25 protein-coding genes are annotated in these 21,820 nt (G+C 43.1%); 3 read left to right on the plus strand and 22 right to left on the minus strand.

The window, feature by feature from the left end:
* Window positions 1-161: 161 nt before the first annotated feature.
* The 13 genes from QZ169_RS04585 to QZ169_RS04645 all read right to left on the minus strand — a co-directional run bounded on the left by QZ169_RS04585 (window position 162) and on the right by QZ169_RS04645 (window position 11,509).
* Window positions 162-1,868 (minus strand): lactose-specific PTS transporter subunit EIIC, encoded by a 1,707-nt coding sequence (locus tag QZ169_RS04585; RefSeq protein WP_295505106.1) that lies wholly within the window; start codon window positions 1,866-1,868, stop codon window positions 162-164.
* Window positions 1,868-2,185, minus strand: coding sequence for a PTS lactose/cellobiose transporter subunit IIA (locus tag QZ169_RS04590; protein WP_295505107.1), 318 nt, complete (start codon window positions 2,183-2,185; stop codon window positions 1,868-1,870). Before QZ169_RS04590 ends, QZ169_RS04585 begins: the two co-directional genes overlap by 1 nt.
* A 49-nt stretch (window positions 2,186-2,234) precedes the next feature.
* Window positions 2,235-3,068: a PRD domain-containing protein gene (locus QZ169_RS04595; protein WP_295505108.1), complete on the minus strand. Its 834-nt coding sequence runs from the start codon at window positions 3,066-3,068 to the stop codon at window positions 2,235-2,237.
* Window positions 3,069-3,264: 196 nt separating this feature from the next.
* Window positions 3,265-4,245 carry a tagatose-bisphosphate aldolase gene (lacD, locus tag QZ169_RS04600; RefSeq protein WP_295505110.1) on the minus strand — a complete coding sequence of 327 codons (981 nt, stop codon included), beginning with the start codon at window positions 4,243-4,245 and terminating at the stop codon, window positions 3,265-3,267.
* 3 nt (window positions 4,246-4,248) lie between these two features.
* Window positions 4,249-5,178: a tagatose-6-phosphate kinase gene (locus QZ169_RS04605; protein WP_295505111.1), complete on the minus strand. Its 930-nt coding sequence runs from the start codon at window positions 5,176-5,178 to the stop codon at window positions 4,249-4,251.
* Window positions 5,179-5,190: 12 nt separating this feature from the next.
* Window positions 5,191-5,706, minus strand: coding sequence for a galactose-6-phosphate isomerase subunit LacB (gene lacB, locus QZ169_RS04610; protein WP_002894723.1), 516 nt, complete (start codon window positions 5,704-5,706; stop codon window positions 5,191-5,193).
* Between the two features lie 16 nt (window positions 5,707-5,722).
* Complete coding sequence (lacA, locus tag QZ169_RS04615) at window positions 5,723-6,148, minus strand: galactose-6-phosphate isomerase subunit LacA (RefSeq protein WP_009659075.1); 426 nt, start codon at window positions 6,146-6,148, stop codon at window positions 5,723-5,725.
* Window positions 6,149-6,355: 207 nt separating this feature from the next.
* A complete protein-coding gene (locus tag QZ169_RS04620) occupies window positions 6,356-7,111 on the minus strand; it encodes a DeoR/GlpR family DNA-binding transcription regulator (RefSeq protein WP_295505112.1) in 756 nt (251 codons plus the stop codon).
* A 216-nt stretch (window positions 7,112-7,327) separates the two neighbouring features.
* The gene (locus QZ169_RS04625; RefSeq protein ID WP_295505113.1) at window positions 7,328-7,984 is read right to left on the minus strand and encodes a DUF4230 domain-containing protein; all 657 of its coding nucleotides are present in this window, start codon (window positions 7,982-7,984) and stop codon (window positions 7,328-7,330) included.
* Window positions 7,985-7,988: 4 nt separating this feature from the next.
* The gene (locus QZ169_RS04630; protein WP_002903218.1) at window positions 7,989-8,123 is read right to left on the minus strand and encodes a hypothetical protein; all 135 of its coding nucleotides are present in this window, start codon (window positions 8,121-8,123) and stop codon (window positions 7,989-7,991) included.
* A gap of 172 nt (window positions 8,124-8,295) precedes the next feature.
* Window positions 8,296-10,296 (minus strand): methionine--tRNA ligase, encoded by a 2,001-nt coding sequence (metG, locus tag QZ169_RS04635; protein WP_295505114.1) that lies wholly within the window; start codon window positions 10,294-10,296, stop codon window positions 8,296-8,298.
* A 128-nt stretch (window positions 10,297-10,424) separates the two neighbouring features.
* Window positions 10,425-11,057: a DUF421 domain-containing protein gene (locus tag QZ169_RS04640; protein WP_295505115.1), complete on the minus strand. Its 633-nt coding sequence runs from the start codon at window positions 11,055-11,057 to the stop codon at window positions 10,425-10,427.
* Window positions 11,054-11,509: a DUF3290 family protein gene (locus tag QZ169_RS04645; RefSeq protein WP_295505116.1), complete on the minus strand. Its 456-nt coding sequence runs from the start codon at window positions 11,507-11,509 to the stop codon at window positions 11,054-11,056. The genes QZ169_RS04640 and QZ169_RS04645 overlap by 4 nt, the downstream gene beginning before the upstream one ends.
* A gap of 141 nt (window positions 11,510-11,650) precedes the next feature.
* On the opposite strand from QZ169_RS04645, the gene QZ169_RS04650 reads away from it, so the two are divergent.
* Together QZ169_RS04650 and QZ169_RS04655 are read left to right on the plus strand one after the other, a co-directional pair.
* Window positions 11,651-12,478: an exodeoxyribonuclease III gene (locus QZ169_RS04650; RefSeq protein ID WP_295505117.1), complete on the plus strand. Its 828-nt coding sequence runs from the start codon at window positions 11,651-11,653 to the stop codon at window positions 12,476-12,478.
* Between the two features lie 11 nt (window positions 12,479-12,489).
* Entirely contained in the window at window positions 12,490-12,876 is a 387-nt protein-coding gene (locus QZ169_RS04655) for a VOC family protein (RefSeq protein WP_295505118.1), read from the plus strand.
* 27 nt (window positions 12,877-12,903) lie between these two features.
* Here QZ169_RS04655 and nth read toward each other — a convergent pair whose 3' ends face one another.
* From nth to tmk, 8 genes are all read right to left on the minus strand, one after another.
* The gene (gene nth / locus QZ169_RS04660) at window positions 12,904-13,533 is read right to left on the minus strand and encodes an endonuclease III (protein WP_002897087.1); all 630 of its coding nucleotides are present in this window, start codon (window positions 13,531-13,533) and stop codon (window positions 12,904-12,906) included.
* Window positions 13,534-13,627: 94 nt separating this feature from the next.
* Window positions 13,628-13,981, minus strand: coding sequence for an arsenate reductase family protein (locus QZ169_RS04665; RefSeq protein WP_295505119.1), 354 nt, complete (start codon window positions 13,979-13,981; stop codon window positions 13,628-13,630).
* A 136-nt stretch (window positions 13,982-14,117) separates the two neighbouring features.
* Complete coding sequence (locus QZ169_RS04670) at window positions 14,118-15,293, minus strand: 3-phosphoglycerate dehydrogenase family protein (RefSeq protein ID WP_295505120.1); 1,176 nt, start codon at window positions 15,291-15,293, stop codon at window positions 14,118-14,120.
* A gap of 12 nt (window positions 15,294-15,305) precedes the next feature.
* The gene (gene serC / locus QZ169_RS04675) at window positions 15,306-16,397 is read right to left on the minus strand and encodes a 3-phosphoserine/phosphohydroxythreonine transaminase (RefSeq protein ID WP_295505121.1); all 1,092 of its coding nucleotides are present in this window, start codon (window positions 16,395-16,397) and stop codon (window positions 15,306-15,308) included.
* A gap of 258 nt (window positions 16,398-16,655) precedes the next feature.
* Window positions 16,656-17,522, minus strand: coding sequence for a 16S rRNA (cytidine(1402)-2'-O)-methyltransferase (gene rsmI / locus QZ169_RS04680; protein ID WP_295505122.1), 867 nt, complete (start codon window positions 17,520-17,522; stop codon window positions 16,656-16,658).
* Window positions 17,523-17,524: 2 nt separating this feature from the next.
* The gene (gene yabA / locus QZ169_RS04685; protein WP_002894690.1) at window positions 17,525-17,842 is read right to left on the minus strand and encodes a DNA replication initiation control protein YabA; all 318 of its coding nucleotides are present in this window, start codon (window positions 17,840-17,842) and stop codon (window positions 17,525-17,527) included.
* 24 nt (window positions 17,843-17,866) lie between these two features.
* Window positions 17,867-18,757 (minus strand): DNA polymerase III subunit delta', encoded by an 891-nt coding sequence (locus tag QZ169_RS04690; protein ID WP_295505123.1) that lies wholly within the window; start codon window positions 18,755-18,757, stop codon window positions 17,867-17,869.
* On the minus strand, window positions 18,754-19,392 hold the full coding sequence (tmk, locus tag QZ169_RS04695; RefSeq protein ID WP_295505124.1) for a dTMP kinase: 639 nt from the start codon (window positions 19,390-19,392) through the stop codon (window positions 18,754-18,756). The genes QZ169_RS04690 and tmk overlap by 4 nt, the downstream gene beginning before the upstream one ends.
* Before the next feature lie 313 nt (window positions 19,393-19,705).
* On the opposite strand from tmk, the gene QZ169_RS04700 reads away from it, so the two are divergent.
* Window positions 19,706-20,593 (plus strand): YitT family protein, encoded by an 888-nt coding sequence (locus QZ169_RS04700; RefSeq protein ID WP_295505125.1) that lies wholly within the window; start codon window positions 19,706-19,708, stop codon window positions 20,591-20,593.
* Between the two features lie 34 nt (window positions 20,594-20,627).
* Here the strand turns inward: QZ169_RS04700 and QZ169_RS04705 are convergent, their stop codons facing one another.
* Window positions 20,628-21,284 (minus strand): CBS domain-containing protein, encoded by a 657-nt coding sequence (locus QZ169_RS04705; protein ID WP_002905931.1) that lies wholly within the window; start codon window positions 21,282-21,284, stop codon window positions 20,628-20,630.
* Window positions 21,285-21,820: the final 536 nt, after the last annotated feature.

The raw sequence follows: 21,820 nt of genomic DNA on the forward strand, positions 1-21,820 counted from the left end.
GTCCCACCTCCGCACAGTTGAGTAGGGCTGTAAAAGCTGATGAAATCAGCGTAGTAGAGCCCACTCAACCACTGCGTCTTGCTCGACAATCCAAAGACAATTGAGAGGCTAGGACTTTTGTCCCAAACTCTATCAAGTTGCTTCATCTCACATAAACAGATTTAGTTGTTGAATTGCTCCTGAACGAAGGCTAGCGCTCCTTTGCCATCACGGGTTAGTTTGATGTATTGGCCGCCTTCAGTCTTAGCCAGCTTGATACCCAATTTATCAGTTTCCGCCTTCATGTCTTCAAAGTTGGAGGCAACTTGAGGAGCCAGAATAACCAGGTCAAACTCAGGCAGCATTTCACGGTGAGCACCGTAGCCACCCGCTGCTGCTTTGACAGGAACATTGTATTCAGCTGCTGCTTTATTCAAAGCGTTGGCCAGCAATCCACTAGTACCACCACCTGCACAGAGCACCAGAACATTGGTTTCTTCGCTAATATTGTTTTGCGCTGGAGCTTCTTCGTCCACTCCTGCTTTTTCAAGGATAGCCTCCGCTTTAGCAGTATTAAAGTTAGCTGCTACCTTTTCTTTCAGAGCATCGTTAGCTTTACCAGAACGTTCTTCTTCTAGGATTTGTTCGTCATAAACCTTGACGAATGGATAGTAAATAATCACATCTACTACGACAAGGAGGGCTGCTAGTACAAAGGACAGAAGCTGGAAGTTCGTACCCAGCACAATTCCCAGAGGTCCAGGTGTTACCCAAGGAAGGTTGGCTGAGAAGGAGTTCATGTTTAAGGTATCAACAAAGAATTTGAAAATCCATACGTTTGCGATAGGTGCAAAGATAAATGGAATGAAGAAAATAGGATTCAGTACGATTGGAGCACCAAAGAGAATAGGCTCATTGACACCAAAGAAAGTTGGGACAACAGATGCCCGTCCAATTGCACGGTTACGCTCGGACTTACAGATCCACATGAAGAGGAATGGAACAATCAAGGTCGCACCAGTACCACCCATAGTAACGATGAACATTTGAGTACCAGAAGTGATGACCTTATCCGCATGCTGACCAGCTTGAACCAGAGCCAAGTTAGCATCGATATTGGCATAAGTAATGGCAGCAATGGCAGGCTCAACGATAGATGGACCGTGAATTCCCACAAACCAGAAGAAAGCATAAGCACCAAAGATAAGTGTGATTCCCAGATAGCCATCTGCCGCTGAGAAAAGCGGAGCGAGAAGTGTTCCGATGGATTCAGCAACAGTTACTCCCAGACTTGCTTTAACAAGCAGTTCCAAACCGTAGAGCAGAACGACTGAGACAGTAAATGGAATCAAGTCTTTAAATACTTGAGAAATATTTGGTGGAACTTCTTCTGGCATGCGAATGGTGATATTATTTTTCACACAAACCTTGTAGACATTAACCGTAACGAAGGCTGCGATGAAGGCTGTCAAAAGACCTTTGGTTCCCATAAAGGCAGTCAGGAAGCCACCTTCCTTGGCAGGTTCAGCCGCCATGAGGAGGAAGCCGACCATAGAAGCCAGCATAGTAGACAAGAAGTTAATCTGGTTTGTCGCAGGCAGGTCGCGATTGACAGAGTCTGTCAGCGCCTTAGCAGTGGTCCCACCCACAAAGAAAGCCAGAATCCCCATCGAATAGCTATAAGGGGTCATTAGGAAAGTTTCAATGTCCTTTGACCAGTGGAAGCCCCAAGCATTTGGCACATAGGCAATCAAGATAAAGATAGATGAGAAAAGGATGACTGGCATACCAGCGATAAAGCCATCCCGAATAGCACGGAGATAGATATTCCGAGAAATCTTCTCAAAGAAAGGCTTCCCTTTCTCAATAAGTCCGATGAGTTTGTTCATTATTTTACTCCTCTTTTGTATAGTTCAATCAAATGGTGCATCACGTCTTTGAGCAAGATGGTAGTCATTAGATGATCTTGGCCGTGCATCATGGTCACGCTGTAAGCCAAGTCCTCACCAGCAGCTTCTTTTGTCAAGAGACTGGTCTGAGCATGGTGTGCTTCAGCGATGCAGCCATTTGCTTCTTCTACCAAGGCATCTGCCTTGGCAAAATCCCCAGCCTCTGCGGCTTTCAAAGCTTCCAGGAGCTTGGATCGAGCGTCACCAGCGTAGGCCACAATTTCAAAACCGAGCAATGTTACTTCTTCTCTATTCATGAGAGTTCCTCCTTGTATTCTTATGTAAAATATTATTATTGTTTTCTATTTATAAAAGGCGTTGAATATGCAGAACCAGGTAGACCCGTTCGCTGTGGTAGAGATCAATTCCCGTCTTCTGGGCAATGATGTGGTAAATATCGCTTCCGACCTGATAGGCTTGAGGGTAGGTCATCTGGATCTGACTTTCCATTTCCAGCAGGGAAACATTGTCATCACGGCTTCTGTCCAGATAGTCTAAAAAGTAGTTCAGGTGAATCATAAAACGGTCATAAAAGTTGCTGTTTTCTGCACTTCTTTTAATGCCATTTTTCTTCAGCTCTGCTTCAACTGCAGCCAGAATATCTTTTCGCTTGCCCAAGTGACTTTGCCCCTCGGGATTGGTCTCCCCTTCAGCATTGATAAAGTGATATGCAATGCGATTGACCTCGTCGCTAGGGAAATTATCCAACAACCGCTCGCGGTATATGGCTACCGCTTCCTGGGCAATCTGATAAGGGACAGGGTATTTGTCCGAAGCATCTGGCAGGTCACTCTCCTTGTACCGCCCCTGCTGCAGAGCCTGATATGAACAGTAGATGTGATCCGTCAGCGTGACATAGATATAGTCCTGGACAGGGTAATTATACTTCTTAGAAAGGGTATCAATCACATCATAGGTCACTGTGATAAAGTCCAGTGGAACATCTTTGAGCAAGGCCACAAAGTTTTCTTTAGACTCTTCCGTTCTTAGGCGAAAGATTTTCTCAATCTTACTTTCCAGAACGATGTCACCCTTCTTTTTATTAAAAGCTATGCCACTGCCAATCAGAACAACCTCTTCACCATTTTCATGTTTGGCTAGAGCAACATTGTTGTTCATAGGATGTATGATTCGATACATATCTCCTCCTCTTCATTTTCTAGGGTTCTGGCAAAACAAAAAGACCACAAACAAACCGAGGCTATATCTTCCCTCAATTTATTTGCGGTCACGCCTAATCCAACTTAGTAACGCTCACCCTATTCAATTTCTGGTTTCATTATAGCATATCAGCCTCAGAATGTAAACCCTTACTTTATTTATTTTTTAACTATTTTTAGACTCTTTCTTTCCAAGAAGTAGCTGTTTTTTGAAGAACCTTGTTGAGCTCATCAATATTTTCAAATCCTGTTGTACGAAGCCACTTGCGAGCTGCTTCTTCACCTTGCTCAATGTAGTCTTTGACACTGCCAGCCCAAGTCGCACGTCCGCAAAGAACACCGTTGAAGTTAGCACCTGACTCATGAGCGAACACAAGTGTTTCTTGGAAAAGTTTCGCAGATACACCAGCACTCAAGTATATGTATGGCAGGTTAGTCGACTCATCTTGTTCCTTGAAGAAGGCTGCAGCTTGTTCTTTAGTATGCACCACTTCACCATCGCCAAAGCCTTCAACGTATTTAACGTTGACTGGAACTTCTACTTTCAAGACATCAATGTTGAAACGTGGATCTGAGAAGACCTTCATGGCACCGATAACCTTGTGAGGTTTCACTTTCGCGTATTCAGCGCTGGAAGCATCCGCAATCTTTTCATCGTAAGCCAAGATTTCAAGGAAGAAAGGAATATCTTCTGCCACACACTCAGAACCTACACGCTCGATATAAGCCTGCTTTTGCTGGTTGAGTTCTTCAGAGCTGTCTACATCGTAGTAAAGGAGGAATTTAACCGCATCCGCACCTTGTTCTTTGATGCGTTTCGCAGACCAAACATCCAGACAGTCTGGCAGGCGCTTAGTGCTAGAAGTATCATAGCCTGTCTTTTCATAGGCCAATAGCAAGCCAGCATTCTTGTCCAGAGCCTTAGTAGCAGGCAGTCCATACTCAGGATCCAACAGCATAGACGAAGCGTAAGGAGTCAGCTCTTCTGCAACCAAAACTTTCAGTTCTTCCATTTGAGCTACTGTTGGTTCTGCTTCCTGGTGTTGGGCCATGAGGCGTTTCAAAGCACCGCGTTGGTCAAATGCCAAAGCAGAAATGATGCCATTCTCATCAGAAAGTTTTTCCATGTACTTGCGTTTTTGTTCTGTTAATACCATTCTTTATACCTCTTTTACTGTAATTTGATTGTATAGGCCGTCGTAGTTTTCAACGTTGACATGACCGGTCATTTTTTCTTGGGCATTGAGCATGCCGAGAACGTTTGCTTTCTTCAATAAGGAAGCATCATCTAAACGAAGACTCAAGGCCGAAGAAATCCCTGCAACAGTTGAGTCCCCAGAGCCAACTGGATTGACCACTTGGATTTTAGGAATATCTACTTTATAGAAAGTATCCCAGTGTTTTGCAAAAGCGCCATCTGCACCGAGTGATACGATGATCCACTCGATTCCATCAAAGAGCGGTTCTGAAAGGACAGCTTTTAACTCATCCAAATCTTTGGAAACATCGCGGCCCAATAACTGAGAAAGTTCCTCATTATTAGGTTTGATGGCAGTTGGCTTCACATCTGATTTGAGTACAGCTTCCAGAACTGCTCCAGAGCAATCCAACACCACCTTATTGCCAGCTTGGTTAGCCAGTTCAATCAGCTGGATATAGTATTCTGTCGGCAGGCCCGCTGGCAAACTGCCCGAGATACTGACAACATCCGCCTCAGCCATCAAAGACCGAAAATGCTCTTGGAAATCCCTTGCCTCATCTGCTGTAATAGTCGGACCGGCTTCCAGGATTTCTGTTTGCTTGCCCTCGTGTAAGATAGCAATACAGTTTCTCGTATCTCCCGAAATGTTATAAAAGCATTGTCTAACATTAGGATGAAGGTTTTGTAATAAGAACTCTCCATTAGTCCCACCAATCAGGCCCGTCGCAGCAACATTGTCTCCAATTTCTGCCAAGACCCTGGTTACGTTGAGACCCTTTCCGCCTGCTGTTTTACTGACTTCTGCAACACGATTAACAGTATCTATTTTCAATTCTTCTAAGGGATAGGAAATATCGATAGAAGGATTCATGGTCACTGTAAGAATCATCTGGCTACCTCACTAGTCGTGGTACTCTCCACGATCCCATTTTTCAAGAAATTCTGTAAAGAAGTTGGCATCTGTTTGATGAGCATTGTGAGTCTCAACGTGCTCAATTTTTGCGATCAATTTTTTATTTTCTTCAGTCGGCTTGTACTCCGCATGGATGAAAGCTTCAATGATATCACACATGAGGAGCTCACCAGTAATTTTTCCACCAAAACCAATAACATTTGCGTTGAGTTCTTCCTTAGCATAGAGAGCTGAAGTCATGTCACGTACCAAAGCTGAACGAACACCAGGAACTTTATTTACAGCGTTGTTGATACCGACACCAGTACCACAGATACAAACACCAAGATCAGCTTGTCCACTAACGACTGCCTCCCCTACTTTTTTACCAAAGATTGGGTAGTGAGTACGTGTATGGTCATAAGTACCAAAATCAAGAACTTCATAGCCTTTTGATTTTAGAAAATCTGAGACTGCCATTTTTTCATTGGTAACGATATGGTCACATCCAATTGCAATTTTCATTTGACTTCTCCTTTTCTTAGCACATCTTGTTGAGCATATCAACTCGGATTTGGTGACGGCCGCCGTCGTATTTACCATTGACAAAGCCTTTGGCAATGTTCTTAGCCAGCCCTTCACCAACGATTTCAGCTCCCATCGTAATCATGCGAGAGTTGTTATGGCCGCGAGTCATGTAGGCAGAGCGTTCATCTGAGACTTCCGCTGCTACCATGCCTTTGATTTTGGTCGCTACCATGAATGGACCAGCTCCATAAGCATCAATGACAATACCAAGATTTTCCTCTTGTTTATTCACCTCAGCCGCAACTGCAAGGGTCACATCAACAAAATCCTGACCTTCTTTCGTCACATCCACCACTTCAAAGTTTTCTCCGACGAGAAAATCCTTGACCACATCTTTCAGCTTGCTTCCAGCAGCATCTGCTCCAATAATAATTGCCATGAGCATTCTCCTTTATTTGATTTTTGGAACAGAATATTGTTTATAAAAAACACTTTCTGTTTCCTATAAGCATACTATACTCCTTTAAAAGTTATTTGTCAACAGATTTTTGTTTATTTTAATCAAAATCTTTTTAAAGATGATTAAAATAAACAAAAAAGCCCTAAAAAGAGCTTTTTGATAATTTTTTCATCCATTTAAAATAAACTAGGAAATAATCTTGGTATAGACTTCCAGTTCTTCCTGAGCATTTTCAGACATCTGGTCTGTGATAACAGCTGTAATCTCCGACAAAGGACAGATAGAGGTAAAATCTTCCTTGCCAATCTTAGAAGAATCAATCAGTAGATATGTCTCTGTCGAGCGCTCCAAAGCTAGCTTCTGAGTATAGGCCTCTTCAAAAGAAGAGGTCATAATCTGCCCGTTTTTGATACCATTGCCACTGAAAAACATCTTGGTAAAATACATCTTGTCCATGATGGCATTGGTCATCTCACCAACAAAGGCTTGAGTCGCTTCCCGCATCTCCCCACCAAGTAGAAAGACTTTGAAAGTATCCGACTTCTTCTTCAAAAGATCGTGAAAAATCGGAAGGCAGTTGGTAATCACGCGCAGATGCTGATTGCTGATTTCCTCAGCCAGCACTTCCACAGAAGTCCCCGGTCCAAGAAAAATAGTATCGCCATCTTCAATCAGCTCCACAGCCTTCTTGGCCACAGTCCGCTTGGCCTCGATATTCTGATAAAGCTTCTCTTCATGAGGGATTTCTCTATACTTGAGATGCTGATTACTTTTAGCCCCACCGTGAACACGAGTCAGCAGCCCTTTACTTTCCAGCTCAATCAAGTCCCGCCGAACCGTCATGTCTGAAACCTTCATACTCTCTACAATCTCAGCAACCGTCACTGTCCCAGCTCGATCCACCAGCTTAACTATTTCGTCCTGTCTCTGATTTTTTCCCATACTTTAGCCTCTCTACACATTGGTTTTGTTTATTATAACTCATTTTTCTGTTTTTTTCCATATTTTTTGTTTGTTTTAAACAAAATTGAGGGTTTGCAATATGGTATAGGACATAAAAAAGCACCTCGCAATGATGTGCAAGATGCTTTCTCCAGTTGATAGAACGATATATTTCACAATATGCCAAACTGTATCACTATAAAGAAATTTTAATACCTATTGATTTACATTTTTAAAGGTCACTTTAGCTTCTGGGTCAATACTAGTAACAATAGTTTTATAATAATGTTCTGCGGATTCTGTAATGAGATTTTTATATTGCTTAAGATATTCTTCCTGTTCTTTATTGCTAAGAGATTTAGCAACATGCTCTCCAGTATCAATATTTTCTGTTGCACCACTCAGCAGCTGACCACTCGTGTCATATAGTTTGTATCGCTCTTTGGGATCATCTGAAACCTTAACTCCTATAACTTCATATTTAGGGATAGTCAACTCATATTCATGATCATCAATTTTCTTAACCTTGACTCCTTCTTTAATCCCAAATTTAGCTGTATAGTTAAGAATGATGATTGCTTTCTTAACAGACAATGGAATTCTGAAATTGGTACCAGGTATTTTCTTATCTTTCTCAATCACTTCAACCTTTTGAATGCCAACATCCAAAAAAACACTTTCGTTGACTTTCTCCAAGCGAGTGATTTGCGTATAGATTTGGCTTCGTTCATCTGAAGCGTTTTTACCTTGGAAAAATCCAATGATATTATAAGTTTTCGCAACAACAAAAAAGATAGCAAGAACGGCTACCACAATCCATATGTAAATTTTAGCCCCCAAAACTTTTTTCATCAAATCCTTAACTATTTTCATTATACTACTTCCTCCGAATCAAAAATGCTGTTCCAAGGCTAATAATAGCTAGAAAAGCTGCTAAATAAGGATTCAGCGGAAAGAGAATGACAATTAAAAGCAACAACAAAACAAGTGATGCAATTTTTACTATTTTCATAATATACTCCTAAAACTTTTTCAATAAAAATTATATAAATATATATACCTTTTGTCAAGCGGTTTCAAAGAGAATATTACATCAAAAATCCCCCAGCAGCCTCTTGCTAGGGGAATGTCATTGAATAAAGTCAAGAAAGTTTTTGTTGACTTCATCTACCGATCAAAGATTGTTATCCAATCAAACTTCCATTTGGGACATTTTCGTCCACAGTAAGGAGAGTAAGTTGGTCGCCGTGCTCGGCTGATAGAATCATCCCTTGGCTAACATATTTTTTCATCATCTTACGTGGTTTGAGATTAGCTACGATTTGGACTTTCTTACCGACCAGTTCTTGCTCGTTTGGATAGTATCTAGCAATACCAGAGAGGATTTGGCGGTCCTCACCGTCTCCTGCATCCAAGCGGAACTGAAGAAGCTTATCCGAGCCTTCAACTTTAGAAACCTCTTTGACTTCTGCGACACGAATTTCCACCTTATCGAAATCATCAAATTTGATTTCCTTGCGGTTGAGTTTGAGCTCGACTTCTTCTGGATTCCATTCTTTTTCAACCGTAGGTTTGTTGCCTTCCATTTGTTCTTTGATATAGGCAATTTCTTCTTCCATATCCAGACGCGGGAAGATTGGTGTTCCTTCCCCTACAACTGTCAGACCTGCTGGGAGCTGGTCAATTGCTAGGTTTTCCAGTGAATCCGCTTGAGGCAAGCCAAGTTGGCTAAGGACAGCCTTGCTGGTTTCCATCATGAAAGGCTCAATCATGTGGGCAACAACACGGAGGCTAGCTGCCAAATGGCTCATAACTGCTGCCAGTTCTTTGACCTTGGAATCATCCTTAGCCAGAACCCAGGGAGCTGTTTCATCAATATATTTATTAGTGCGGGAGATGAGCGTCCAGACTGCTTCCAGGGCACGTGGATAGTCAACTGCATCCATGTGTTTGTAGTAGTCAGAGATGGATTCAGATGCCACCTGAGCCAGAGCTCCGTCAAAGTCTGTCACATTTTCTTCATAGGCTGGCACCTGACCGTCAAAGTACTTGTTAATCATAGAAACCGTACGGTTGAGCAAGTTGCCTAGGTCATTAGCTAACTCATAGTTGATACGACCCACATAGTCCTCAGGTGTGAATGTTCCATCAGATCCCACCGGAAGACTGCGCATGAGGTAATAACGCAGGGCATCCAAGCCATAGCGTTCTACCAGCATTTCAGGATAGACCACATTGCCCTTAGACTTGGACATCTTGCCATCCTTCATGACAAACCAACCGTGGGCAATCAAGCGGTCGGGCAGCTTAATATCCAGCATCATGAGCAGGATTGGCCAGTAGATAGAGTGGAAACGCAGAATGTCCTTGCCCACCATGTGGAAGACTGTTCCATTCCAGAATTTATCGTAGTTAGCATGATCATCCTGACCGTAGCCAAGAGCAGTCGCATAGTTGAGCAGAGCATCAATCCAGACATAGACAACGTGTTTAGGATTGGATGGCACCGGCACACCCCAAGTAAAGGTCGTCCGAGATACGGCCAAGTCTTCCAGACCTGGCTCAATGAAGTTTTTCAGCATTTCATTGAGACGTCCGTCCGGCGTGATAAAGTCAGGATGTGATTTGAAAAATTCTACCAAGCGGTCTTGGTACTTGCTAAGGCGCAGGAAGTAAGACTCTTCTGATACCCACTCCACTTCATGTCCAGATGGCGCAATTCCGCCGGTTACTTTTCCATTTTCATCACGGAAGACTTCTGCTAGCTGGCTTTCAGTAAAGAATTCCTCATCAGATACAGAATACCAGCCTGAATATTCACCCAAGTAGATATCATCTTGAGCTAAGAGACGTTCAAAGACATCAGCTACAACCTTTTCATGGTAGTCATCGGTCGTCCGAATAAATTTATCATAAGAAATATCCAACAACTTCCAGAGTTCCTTGACCCCAACTGCCATACCATCGACATAAGCTTGAGGACTAATTCCTGCCTCTTCTGCCTTGGTCTGAATCTTCTGTCCATGCTCGTCAAGACCAGTCAGATAGAAAACATCGTAGCCCATGAGACGCTTGTAGCGAGCCAGAACATCACAAGCAATGGTCGTATAGGCAGAGCCGATATGGAGCTTACCAGATGGGTAATAAATGGGAGTCGTAATATAAAACGATTGTTTTTCAGTCATTTTTTAATCCTTTCAAGGCTAATGAAACCTTTTTTAATAGCACTTCATTATATCATATTTTGTTAAGTTTGCGAAAAGACATTCATTAACAATAAAATCAATTAAAAAACCTAGAAAATATTCTAGGTCTAATAAGTCACAACATTCAAATTACCACTTTCATACTCAGCGATGAAGATATTAGAAATATCGGTGTATCCGTCTTTAGCCAGTCTCTCCACCAGCCAGTCTTCTGTTTTGTCAATAGACTCTAAAATATCAATTTGGACAACACCATCAGTGATAAGCGGATATTTAGGATTCTCTTCACCAGCCTGTACAATAATCAGCTGGCCGTTTTGTTCTATAACCGCCCGTTTGACCTGCTTGAGCTGGAAAATGCCTTGGCTGCGCAGCTTCAAAGCTACATCAGCTGCCGAAAGACCAACAGAACGGCAGGCTTCGGGAATCAATTTCCCATGCTGAATCAACGTTGTCGGCTTGCCATCAATCAAATGCTTAACCGCACGGACATTGTTATTGAGCCACTTTAGGGTCAAGACCAAGATGGTCCACATGATAAGAATGACAGCATATTGAAGAATGTTAATGGAGCTATTATAAATCACCCCACCGATAATGCCACCAAGGACATAGTTTTGAATCTGGTCGATTGCTGAATTGGGCGCCAGATTGCCTTTTCCGGTCACATTGATAACAAAAACGAGTGAGAAAAGACCCAGTGCTAGTTTAATTAGGACTTCAAGAAAATTTAATGTCATTTTTCAACCTCCATTATTTCGATATCTGTTGTCTTATGCAAGTCAATTTTTTCAAGCAAATATTTATCCGGCTCACTGCCACTCATAGCCCGATAAAAGTTCTTTCCGACCTTCAAAATCGCTCCATCCGTCGCGGCTGAAGTATTGACATAGACCTCCGACTTATCCACACCCAAGTCTTCTGAAATAACCTCAATAAAATGCAGAGAGGTTTGAAACTGGTTATTAGAGTCTTGGTCAGTCTGAAAATTGCTAATGCCAATCAAGACCATAGCCACCAAGGCCAAAACAGAAATGATGGCTAGTTCCCGAAATTTTGAATCGCGCTTATTGCGATAGGCCTTAAAAGCAAAAAATCCTGTCACAAGCAGAAGCAAGACAGAAAGTGCAACTGTCACCCAGTTTTGCTGGCTAATCTGACTCAAAACATAATCATAAGAATAGAATTTCATGGTTTCTTCCCTCTATTTTTCTAGGATAATTATAGAAAAATTTTCATTATTTTTCAAGCTTTCTTACAATCACTTTGCTATAAATCATTCCTAAATTTTGTTATAATAAACTCAGTAAATTTTACTAGAAAAGGAAATTTTATGAAACTCATCTCTTGGAACATTGACTCTCTCAACGCTGCATTAACCAGTGATTCTGCCCGCGCTCAGCTTTCTCAGGCTGTTCTTCAGACCTTGCAAGCTGAAAATGCTGATATTATCGCCATTCAGGAAACAAAACTGTCTGCGACAGGTCCGACAAAAAAGCACTTGGAAATCTTGACAAATCTTTTTCCAAACTATGAAAACACTTGGCGCTCCTCCCAAGAGCCTGCTCGTAAGGGCTATGCAGGAACCATGTTCCTCTACAAAAAAGAACTGACACCAACCGTAACTTTCCCAGAAATCGGCGCTCCGTCAACCATGGATGTTGAAGGTCGCATCATTACGCTAGAATTTGACGACTTCTTCGTCACTCAAGTTTATACGCCTAATGCTGGTGATGGCCTCAAACGCTTGGATGACCGTCAAGTCTGGGATACCAAATATGCTGAATACTTGGCAACACTAGATGGACAAAAACCAGTCCTCGCTACTGGCGACTACAATGTGGCCCACAAGGAAATTGACTTGGCCAATCCAGCCAGCAACCGCCGTTCACCAGGCTTTACCGACGAAGAACGTGCTGGCTTCACCAACTTGCTGGCTAAAGGCTTCACCGACACCTTCCGCCACCTACACGGCGATATTCCTAACCAATACACCTGGTGGGCGCAGCGCAGCAAGACTTCTAAAATCAACAATACAGGCTGGAGAATCGACTACTGGCTGACCAGCAACCGAGTGGCTGACAAGGTGACCAAGTCTGATATGATTGACTCCGGTGCGCGCCAAGACCACACACCCATTGTCATGGAGATTGAACTCTAAGGAGAAAACGAATGGACTATCAAGCTGTCATTCCTGAATTTGTAGTATCTGACATCAAACAGTCGCGCCACTTCTACTGCGACTTGCTGGGATTCTCTGTCGAATACGAGCGTCCAGAGGAGAAATTTCTCTTCCTCTCGCTTGAAGACTGCCAACTTATGCTAGAAGAAGGCAGCGCAGAAGAATTAGCTCAGCTGACCTATCCTTTCGGGCGCGGTGTCAATATTTCCTTTGGCATTGAGGATGTCCCTCAGCTCCACCAAAAACTGCTGGAAGCTGACTATCCTATTCATCGTCCCCTGACAAAAAGAGAATTTCGAGTAGGAGATAGCTTTATTTATCCCCATGAATTTGCGATTTTGGATCCAGATGGTTATTTTTTAAGATTTAGTGAATAAGAAAGCGAAGTCATCAGACCTCGCTTTTTAAATGTCTTTAAAGTTATAGAGTTGCGGATAGTGATCGCACTCGGGATTTTTAGGATGGCAGATAGCCCGTCCAAAGTAAATCATGGCCTGATGGGCTGGCAGCCAACGTTCAGGTGGAAGGACATCCATAACTCGCTTTTCTACTTCCAGTGGCGTTGCCGACTTTTTAACGATATCATGGTGCTTGCAAATGCGCTCCACATGAGTATCAACAGCAAAGGCTGGAATACCAAAGCCCACACTCATGACTACATTGGCCGTTTTGCGACCAACACCAGCTAGACTTTCCAATTCTGTCCGCGTTTGTGGTACTTGACCGTCAAAGTCATCCAAAAGCTGCTGAGCACATTTCTTCAAAAACTTGGCCTTGTTGCGATAGAGCCCTAGGCGGGAGATGTATTTAGCAATGTCTGCTTCACCAGCCGCAGCCATGTCTTGAGGACTTGGATAGGCTTCAAACAGAGCTGGCGTCGCCTTATTGACCGCAGCATCTGTCGTCTGAGCCGACAGCATGACCGCTACCAAAAGCTCAAAGTGATTGCGAAAATCTAGACTGGGCTTAGCATCAGGGAAAAGAGCAATAATCTCTTCAATCACATGACGAGCCCGTTTTTTTGATAAAACCATGATTCTTCTTTCTAAGATTGAGATAGATTTATTATATCATGAAAGGAAGAAGCATCCAAAAATCATGATTGAGAAAGCAGCTGGTCTTAATATTTCACAACCCCAACTCTTGATATGCTTTTCGGTAACCAATCTGCAAGATTTGGTTATCTCGCACCAAGAGCGGTCGCTTAATCAGCATGCCGTCTGTAGCCAGTAAATCTGCAGCTTCCTGAGCTGACAAATGCGGAACTTTTTCTTTTAGACCCAGTTCACGGTATTTGAGACCGCTAGTATTGAAAAAGGCCTTGAGCTCAAAGTCCGAGTTCTGGATCCAGTCTAGGAGCTGGTCCCGGCTAGGTGTATTTTGGACAATATCCACCGCTTCAAAGTCCACTCCTAATTGATTGAGCTCAGCCTTGGCCTTGCGGCAGGTAGAGCATTTTGGATATTCGATAAATTGTAACATTGTTTTTCCTCCGTCCCTATAATAGCCCAGCTAACTCCTTCTTGTCAAGCCGAGACTCATTAGAAAAAGCCGACAAGAGAAAGGCTCATCGGCTGGTACAGACTTATCATCTAGGGAAGTACAGTCTGTTTTTCTGTTATTTATTAATCAAACGCACGCGCACAATATTGTCGCTATTCTCAAATTTATCAACCAGCTCCTGAATCTTGCTTTCGTCCGACTCATCCAGATCCAGCAAAGTATAGGCATAATCGCCTTTGGAACGATTGATGATATTATCAATATTGATATTCAAATCACTGACCGCTGTTGAAATCCGAGCCACAATATTCGGTACATTTTTGTTAATCAGGGTAATCCGATAAGGCGCTGAGAGGGCCTGACGGACATTAGGGAAATTCACAGAGTTGATAATCTCCCCCGTTTCCATGAAGCGGCGGATAGTTTTCCCAGCCATAATGGCACAGTTGAGCTCAGCTTCTTCGGTCGAGCCGCCCAGATGAGGAAAGACAGTAATCTGCGGATGACGGAGCAGCTCTTCTACACCAAAGTCTGTGATATAACGCTTGACTACACCAGCTTCTAAGGCATCAAAGAGGGCAGCATTGTCCACCAGCTCTCCACGGGCAAAGTTGATAAGAGTCGTTCCCTTTTGCATAAGATTAAAAGCAGCCTGATCAAAAGTAGCACGTGTATCCTCAGTCAGGGGCACATGGATAGTGATATAATCACTCTTTTCAAAGATTTCCTTAATATCCGCTACCCGTTTGACATGACTAGAGATATTCCAAGCTGTTTCAATGGATACATAAGGATCATAGCCCAGGACGTTCATCCCCAGACGATAGGCATCGTTGGCAATACGGCCGCCGATAGCTCCTAACCCAATGACTCCCAAAGTCTTGTCTGAAATCTCTGTCCCAGCAAACTGTTTCTTACCAGCTTCCACTTGCTTAGGAACATCATCTCCAGAAAGGCCCTTAGCCCAACTGTTAGCTGCGATATAGTCACGGGCAGACAGAAGAATGGAAGCCAAGACCGCTTCTTTCACCGCATTGGCATTAGCTCCTGGCGTATTGAAGACTACAATTCCCTGAGCTGTTGCCTGGTCGACAGGAATATTATTGGTTCCTGCGCCTGCTCGCGCAATGGCTTTAAGCTTGCTTGGAAATTCCTGTCCATGCAGGTTTTGACTACGGAGGATATAAGCATCTGGATTGTCAGACTTGTCTCCGTCAATCTGAAAAGCATTGCCCAGCTCCTTAAGCCCGATTTGATTGATGTTGTTAAAGGTTTTGACACTAAAGACCATAGTTTCCCTCTCTTAAGAATTTTCTTCTTCAAATTTCTGCATAAAGGCAATCAAGTCCTTGACACCTTGAAGCGGAAAAGCATTGTAGAGACTAGCTCTCATGCCGCCTACGCTGCGGTGCCCCTTGATATTCTTGAATCCCGCTGCTGCAGCCTCTTTGTTAAACTTGGCATCCAGCTCTGGGCTAGGAGACACAAAGGGAATATTGGCTACTGAGCGCTGCTCCTTGTAACGAACTGGACTACGGTAAAAATCAGACTGCTCAATGAAGTCGTACAAAAGGCCGGATTTTTCACGATTGCGCTTTTCCATTTCTGCTACGCCACCCAGCTCCTTGACCCACTCAAAGACCAGCTTGGCCATATAGATGGCGAAAGTCGGCGGTGTATTGTAAAGAGAGCCATTGTCCGCCTGAATGCGGTAATCCAACATGCTAGATAGAACTGGTTCGTCATCCAGCAAGTCTTCTCGAATGATAACAACTGTCACTCCGGCAGGTCCGATATTCTTCTGAGCCCCAGCATAAATCAAACCAAAATCCTCTACTCGGTATTGAGCAGCAAGTATATTAGAAGACATGTCCGCCACAATCGGTACGCCATTTGTTGCAGGAAGATCATAAATAGCCGTTCCTTCGATAGTATTATTGGTTGTCAGATGCACATAAGCCGCCTGCGGATCAATCTCCTTTTCATCAAAAGAAGGAATTTCTGTGTAATTTAAATCCTCTGACGAAGCCAAAAGAATAGGCTCAAAAGGAATAAACTTAGACAGTTTGACTGCTTCAGTGTAAGCTTTCTTTCCCCAAGATCCAGCCACTAGGTAATAGGCCTTGCCGCCTTGGGCTAGATTAAGGGGAATCATACTAAACTGAGTAGAAGCTCCACCCTGCAAGAAGAGCACGCGGTAATTGTCTGGAATATCCATGAGCTCACGTAGCAAGCTCTCAGCTTCTTTTATAATATCGTCAAATTCCTTGGATCGGTGGGACAGCTCCATCACACTCATGCCACTTTTGGCATAGTCTAAAAACTCAGCCTGAGCTTTTTTCAAGACTTCCTTGGGCAATACTGCCGGTCCAGCAGAAAAATTGTAAATCGTCATATCCTACCTCCAAAATTTATTTTGTATATCATATCACAAAGTTTAGAAAATATCTATTTTATTTCAGAAATCTAGCACTTTTTTAGCCAATTCCCGAACATTGTTGAAATATAGATAAGCAAAACCAACTGTCTAATCCAGATAACAAAAAATCCTGAGTTTAAGTCAGGATTAAATAGTCTTACTAAAAAGCTGAGTTACGCTTTTTCCAATTCTAAAAGAGACAACTGGTTGTATTGAGAAATTTCTGAGCTTCTATCAATCCTTATTTTCATGATAAACCGCATAGAGCTCGCTCTTGTTCCTGCCGTATTTTTTGGCCACGTTCTTGATGGCTTGATTTTTTTTGCTGCCGGCTTTAACTAAGAGATCAATTTCAGCGAGGATCTGCTCTTGAGATATTTCTTGTTGAGCATCTTCTACCGCCCCAGCTACAATCAAGAGACACTCTCCTTTAGGCGGATGTTCAGCCGTATAAGCCAACAAGTCTGAAATCAGCCCTCGCTGATACTCCTCGTGAATCTTAGTCAGCTCGCGCACCAAGACGACTTGGCGGTCACCATAAACCGCCAGCATATTTTCCAGCGTCGCCCGAACCCGATGAGGGGATTCGTAGAAAATCTGAGTCTCAGGATAGGATTTTTTGCTAGTGAAAAATTCCTTCTGCTGGCCAGCCTTTCTAGGCAGAAAGCCATAGAAAATATGCGGTTGGGGAGCCAGTCCGCTGGCAATCAAGGCTGTTATTCCAGCACTAGGACCAGGAATTGGCACTACAGTAATTCCAGCTTCTAGCGCTGCCTGAACCAAATCATGTCCGGGATCAGAAATACTGGGCAGACCAGCATCCGAAACCTGAGCTATATCATTTCCACTTTGAAGCATGTCCAAGAGAACTGGAATTTTCTCCTTGGCATTGTGCTCATGAAAACTGATCTGCTTAGTCTCAATCCCAAAATGCTTGAGCAGAAGGCCCGTATTTCTCGTATCTTCAGCCGCAATCCTGTCAACCTCTTTCAAGGTATTGATCATACGGATGCTCATATCATCCAGATTACCGATAGGAGTCGCGACCAGATAGAGCTTGCCGAAGGAAGTTTCGCCCTTAAAACTTTTTTGAACCTGCATCACTACTCCCTAAATAACAATTCATCGCAGAACATGCACTCTGCGTCATTCTCTCGGCGCTGGCCATAGAAATCCGTACAGACATGAAAGCCGTCATAATAAAGCTTGCGCAAATTATCCCGGTTTTTCTTGGTCTTGGTCGGAGCTTCCTTCTCCACCTCTCCCAAGCGCTCCCTCAGCTTGTCATTTTCTAGATGCAGAGCAATATTTTCCTCTACCACACTCTTGAGATTTTTCTTGACAGCCTCCACCTCAGCAAGTGTCACTAAAAGCGTCTGTGAAAAATCATCCAAGGCGTCAAATAAGTCTTTTTTATCCATTTTATACTCCTGTGCTGCCTCTTTTTACTTTCCCTTCAAAGTCATATATTCTAAAGCGTTTTGAAAAGATACATTGGCCCGCCACATCTTCCGAGCCAGCAAAAGCTGCTCCAAGGCCTGTCGACCGCTCTCTGTTGCTATCTCTTTATAAAATAATACTTCCAAGAGCTTGAAGACCTGTTCCTGCTTCTCCTTATCATCAGCCAGCTTTGCCAGACGCGAAACCTGCAGAAATGCCTGACTTGGACGAGTTTGAAAATCCTTGACAAAGCGCTCGCATTCGCTGACTAATTCAAAAAAGGCATTATTATGAGCCAAGCTATCCGCTTCTGACTGAGTCTGACTATAAGCAGCTAGTAGCTCCGCTCGACTTTTAATCAAGCCATCCTGTTCCAAACTGTGCTGCAGAGCAGCTGTATTTTTCAAGAAATGATAAACCTGAGTCCGACTTCGAATCGTCGGCAGAATCAGCTGTTCATCAGCAGTCAGAAGAAAGATATAAATCTCGCTCTGTGGTTCCTCAATGACTTTGAGCAAGGAATTGGCTGCATTGATGTGCATCCGATCCGCATCGCAGATAATGAAAACCTGCCGACTGCCTTCTAAGCCACTTTGAGAGAAGTTTCGGACCAACTCCCGAACTCGGTCTGTTTTAATAATGTTATTAACCGGTCGCACCACAGTTACATCAGAAAAATCTTCTGCTGCAATCAAACGACAAGAACGACAAGACTGACAAGGCCAGACGCCTTGCTTATTCTCGCAAAAGAGACTCTGGGACAGGATTTGGGCCATTTCAAAACTGCCAAAAGCTCCGGTAAACAAGTAGGCATGACTAAGCCGCCCCTGTTCCAAAATATGCTGAAACTGCTCAAACAAGCTGGGCTGGCTTTGCTGTAAATCTTTTATCTTCATGACAGATTCCCAAATCGTTCCTGAATGATGGCCAAACTATCGGCCACCACCTTATCCAGAGGTTGACTGGCATCCACCTTGACAAAGCGCTCAGGCTCCTTGTCAAGAATCGCCAAATAGCCCTGCCGAACCCGCTGATGCAAGTCCAAACCTTCCAGATCAAGCCGATTCACCTCTCGGCTTTCACTCTTAGCAATCCGCGCCAGCCCTTCTTCCACATCAATATCAAAATAGAGTGTCAAATCAGGTTTGAGTCCATCTATCGCGAACTGATTGAGCCATTCAATGTCCGCTACATCCAGACCACGGCCGTAGCCCTGATAGGCCACTGAGCTATCGATAAAACGGTCCATCAAGACAATCTTCCCTTGGGCCAAAGCTGGCAAAACCCGCTCAGCCAAGTGCTGGCGGCGACTAGCAATGTACAACAAGAGTTCTGTCTTAGCATCCATAGCCGTATGACTAGGTTTCAAAATCACTTCGCGAATAGCCTCAGCAATCTGGACGCCGCCTGGCTCCCGTGTCGTAATCAGTCCAGTGCCATAATTTTTCAAAAAAGGAAGCAAGGCTTCCAACACACTCGACTTTCCAGCCCCTTCCGGACCTTCCAGCGAAATCAAAATACCATTTTTCATCTTTACCTTTAATCTCTAACTTCTAATTTCTTAATCTTTATAAGAAAATGCAGATGCGAATTGCTCTAAAACTTGATATAAGCTACTTTTCAGAGTTCGTCCACATTACTGAGCAGCCTGATAAGAGCCGATTCTGTCAACTCATTATTTTCATCCCACTCTTTTTTATCTATTGTTTATTTTACCAAAAAAAAAGCTAAAAGCCCATCATAAGAAAAGACTTTAAAAATTTTTTCAAAGTGTTTTACAAAGGCTAAATTTTTGGTAAAATATATTCAGAAGAAATTTCTGGAAATAGATTTAGGAGGATCTTATGTTTAAATTAAAAAACGTACTGGCCATCATTTTTGGGGCTGGAATTTTTTCTTTTGGGATTCATTATTTGGTCATTCCCTTTCATTTGTATGAGGGCGGAGCAACGGGTCTGACCTTGATTACCTACTATCTATTTAAAATCCCTGTCTCGACAACCAACCTAGTGATTAACATTCCTCTCTTTATTATTGCATGGAAGCTACTGGGTTCGAGAACCCTCTACCTCAGCATTCTAGGGACTTTCTCTGTGTCTGCTTGGCTCAAGATTTTTGAAATCCTACCGGCCTCCAAACACCTGCAAGACTATTTTATCTCAGCTCTGGACGGTGATGTCTTACTAGCCTGTCTTGGAACGGGGATTGTTATGGGGATTGGACTAGGCATCATCTTCAATGCTGGCGGAACGACGGGCGGTACTGACATTGTAGCCCGTATCTTTAATAAATACACTAGCATTTCCATGGGCAAACTCATGCTGACTGTTGATTTTGTGGTCATTACCTTGGTTCTCCTTGTTTTCAAAGACCTACGCATGGTGTCTTATACCCTGATGTTTGTCTTTATCACCTCGCGCGTCATTGACCTGATTGCAGAAGGAGGCTTTGCCGGCAAGGGATTCCTTATCGTTACCAGCAAACCGGCAGAACTGGCTGAAGCTATCAATAACAAGCTAGATCGTGGAGTGACCTACCTCAAGGGGCAAGGCTTCTATAGCAAGCAGGATCTCCAGATTGTCTACTGTGTTGTTTCCCGTAACGAAATGCAGCAAATGAAGAAACTCATTAACCAAGTCGATCCATTTGCCTTTACTACTATTACCGAAGCCCATGAGATCTTGGGCGAAGGCTTCACTTTAGATGCCAACAAACAACCTATTGTACGTTAAAAACCTCATCCAATGATGAGGCTTTTTTTATTACTTATAAAGCTTTTGCTGAAGTATGCGTAATCTCAGCCAGTTCAATCGCATGCTCTTCAAATTTTTTCTTGAGAAGGGCTGTATCTATATTACCAGCTAATTGTACTTCAATGACGACTTTGCCATCCTTGCGTGGGATATTGACGGTATTGGAGATGTTGAGATTTTCTTCCACCAGAAGACGGATAATCTGCTCAAGAACCCCCACCTTATTCTCAGTGACAAAGCGCAGACGGACTCCCTCTTCACCATAGCCAGACACTTCTAAGAAAGCTTTGAAAATATCACGGTCAGTAATAACCCCGTAAAGTTGCTCATTGTCCACGACAGGCAGGATACCAATCTTATTTTTCAGCATCAGATAGGTCGCATCTTCCAGACTGGCAAACTGAGAGATCGTAACCACATCACGAATCATAACATCACCAACCTTGGTTTTGTTGAGAAGATAGTTCATCTCATAAATGGACAGACTCGTTGCCTTAGATGGACTAGCTTCTGCAATCGTTCCTTCTGTCACCAGTCCCACTAGTTGGTCATTCTCAATCACCGGCAGACGGTGGAGTTTCTGCTCACGCATCATATCTGCCGCATGAGCAATCGTTGTATTTGGGCTGATATAAACCACCTTACGCGTCATAAAATCTTTAACTGCCATAAAAGTCCCCTCTACTTCCTATCCATAATTCTTATACTTATTATACTTTATTTTGAAGCTGATTTCAAACGCTTCCAAGTCCTTTGCCTAAGTTTTCAAAATTTAGAAAAATCCCGCGATTGGAAAAATTGAAGATAGACAATGGCTAGCTATACTATGTTAAGCATCTAAGAGAAGAAAAATGTCTTGCGGACCTTAACGATCGAAAACTCGCTGCTGCGAGTTCCCATCTGCAATCTGAAACAATCCACCGGATTTTGACGAAAAACTTGTTTTTTTTATCTGCAACTTAAAAAGGTCCAATGGACCTTTTCAAAACGTTACGTTACTATCGTAACTTTCTATCCACAACCTAAAAATGTCTCCCAGACATTTTGAAGAAAACTCGCTCTCTCGAGTTCCCATTTGCAACCTGAAACAATCCACCGAGCATCTTGACGAAAACTTTGTTTTCTTTATCTGCAACTTAAAAAGGCCCGCAGGACCTTTTCAAAACGTTAAGTTACTATCGTAACTTTCTATCAACAGCCTAAAAA

The sequence above is a fragment of the uncultured Streptococcus sp. genome (assembly GCF_905372115.1).
Taxonomy (GTDB): domain Bacteria; phylum Bacillota; class Bacilli; order Lactobacillales; family Streptococcaceae; genus Streptococcus.

Bases quoted from the DNA above. Each gene is read 5' to 3' on its own strand.
- QZ169_RS04585 (WP_295505106.1), bottom strand. From the start codon at position 1,868: ATGAACAAACTCATCGGACTTATTGAGAAAGGGAAGCCTTTCTTTGAG.
- QZ169_RS04590 (WP_295505107.1), bottom strand. From the start codon at position 2,185: ATGAATAGAGAAGAAGTAACATTGCTCGGTTTTGAAATTGTGGCCTAC.
- QZ169_RS04595 (WP_295505108.1), bottom strand. From the start codon at position 3,068: ATGTATCGAATCATACATCCTATGAACAACAATGTTGCTCTAGCCAAA.
- lacD (WP_295505110.1), bottom strand. From the start codon at position 4,245: ATGGTATTAACAGAACAAAAACGCAAGTACATGGAAAAACTTTCTGAT.
- QZ169_RS04605 (WP_295505111.1), bottom strand. From the start codon at position 5,178: ATGATTCTTACAGTGACCATGAATCCTTCTATCGATATTTCCTATCCC.
- lacB (WP_002894723.1), bottom strand. From the start codon at position 5,706: ATGAAAATTGCAATTGGATGTGACCATATCGTTACCAATGAAAAAATG.
- lacA (WP_009659075.1), bottom strand. From the start codon at position 6,148: ATGGCAATTATTATTGGAGCAGATGCTGCTGGAAGCAAGCTGAAAGAT.
- QZ169_RS04620 (WP_295505112.1), bottom strand. From the start codon at position 7,111: ATGGGAAAAAATCAGAGACAGGACGAAATAGTTAAGCTGGTGGATCGA.
- QZ169_RS04625 (WP_295505113.1), bottom strand. From the start codon at position 7,984: ATGAAAATAGTTAAGGATTTGATGAAAAAAGTTTTGGGGGCTAAAATT.
- QZ169_RS04630 (WP_002903218.1), bottom strand. From the start codon at position 8,123: ATGAAAATAGTAAAAATTGCATCACTTGTTTTGTTGTTGCTTTTAATT.
- metG (WP_295505114.1), bottom strand. From the start codon at position 10,296: ATGACTGAAAAACAATCGTTTTATATTACGACTCCCATTTATTACCCA.
- QZ169_RS04640 (WP_295505115.1), bottom strand. From the start codon at position 11,057: ATGACATTAAATTTTCTTGAAGTCCTAATTAAACTAGCACTGGGTCTT.
- QZ169_RS04645 (WP_295505116.1), bottom strand. From the start codon at position 11,509: ATGAAATTCTATTCTTATGATTATGTTTTGAGTCAGATTAGCCAGCAA.
- QZ169_RS04650 (WP_295505117.1), top strand. From the start codon at position 11,651: ATGAAACTCATCTCTTGGAACATTGACTCTCTCAACGCTGCATTAACC.
- QZ169_RS04655 (WP_295505118.1), top strand. From the start codon at position 12,490: ATGGACTATCAAGCTGTCATTCCTGAATTTGTAGTATCTGACATCAAA.
- nth (WP_002897087.1), bottom strand. From the start codon at position 13,533: ATGGTTTTATCAAAAAAACGGGCTCGTCATGTGATTGAAGAGATTATT.
- QZ169_RS04665 (WP_295505119.1), bottom strand. From the start codon at position 13,981: ATGTTACAATTTATCGAATATCCAAAATGCTCTACCTGCCGCAAGGCC.
- QZ169_RS04670 (WP_295505120.1), bottom strand. From the start codon at position 15,293: ATGGTCTTTAGTGTCAAAACCTTTAACAACATCAATCAAATCGGGCTT.
- serC (WP_295505121.1), bottom strand. From the start codon at position 16,397: ATGACGATTTACAATTTTTCTGCTGGACCGGCAGTATTGCCCAAGGAA.
- rsmI (WP_295505122.1), bottom strand. From the start codon at position 17,522: ATGCAGGTTCAAAAAAGTTTTAAGGGCGAAACTTCCTTCGGCAAGCTC.
- yabA (WP_002894690.1), bottom strand. From the start codon at position 17,842: ATGGATAAAAAAGACTTATTTGACGCCTTGGATGATTTTTCACAGACG.
- QZ169_RS04690 (WP_295505123.1), bottom strand. From the start codon at position 18,757: ATGAAGATAAAAGATTTACAGCAAAGCCAGCCCAGCTTGTTTGAGCAG.
- tmk (WP_295505124.1), bottom strand. From the start codon at position 19,392: ATGAAAAATGGTATTTTGATTTCGCTGGAAGGTCCGGAAGGGGCTGGA.
- QZ169_RS04700 (WP_295505125.1), top strand. From the start codon at position 19,706: ATGTTTAAATTAAAAAACGTACTGGCCATCATTTTTGGGGCTGGAATT.
- QZ169_RS04705 (WP_002905931.1), bottom strand. From the start codon at position 21,284: ATGGCAGTTAAAGATTTTATGACGCGTAAGGTGGTTTATATCAGCCCA.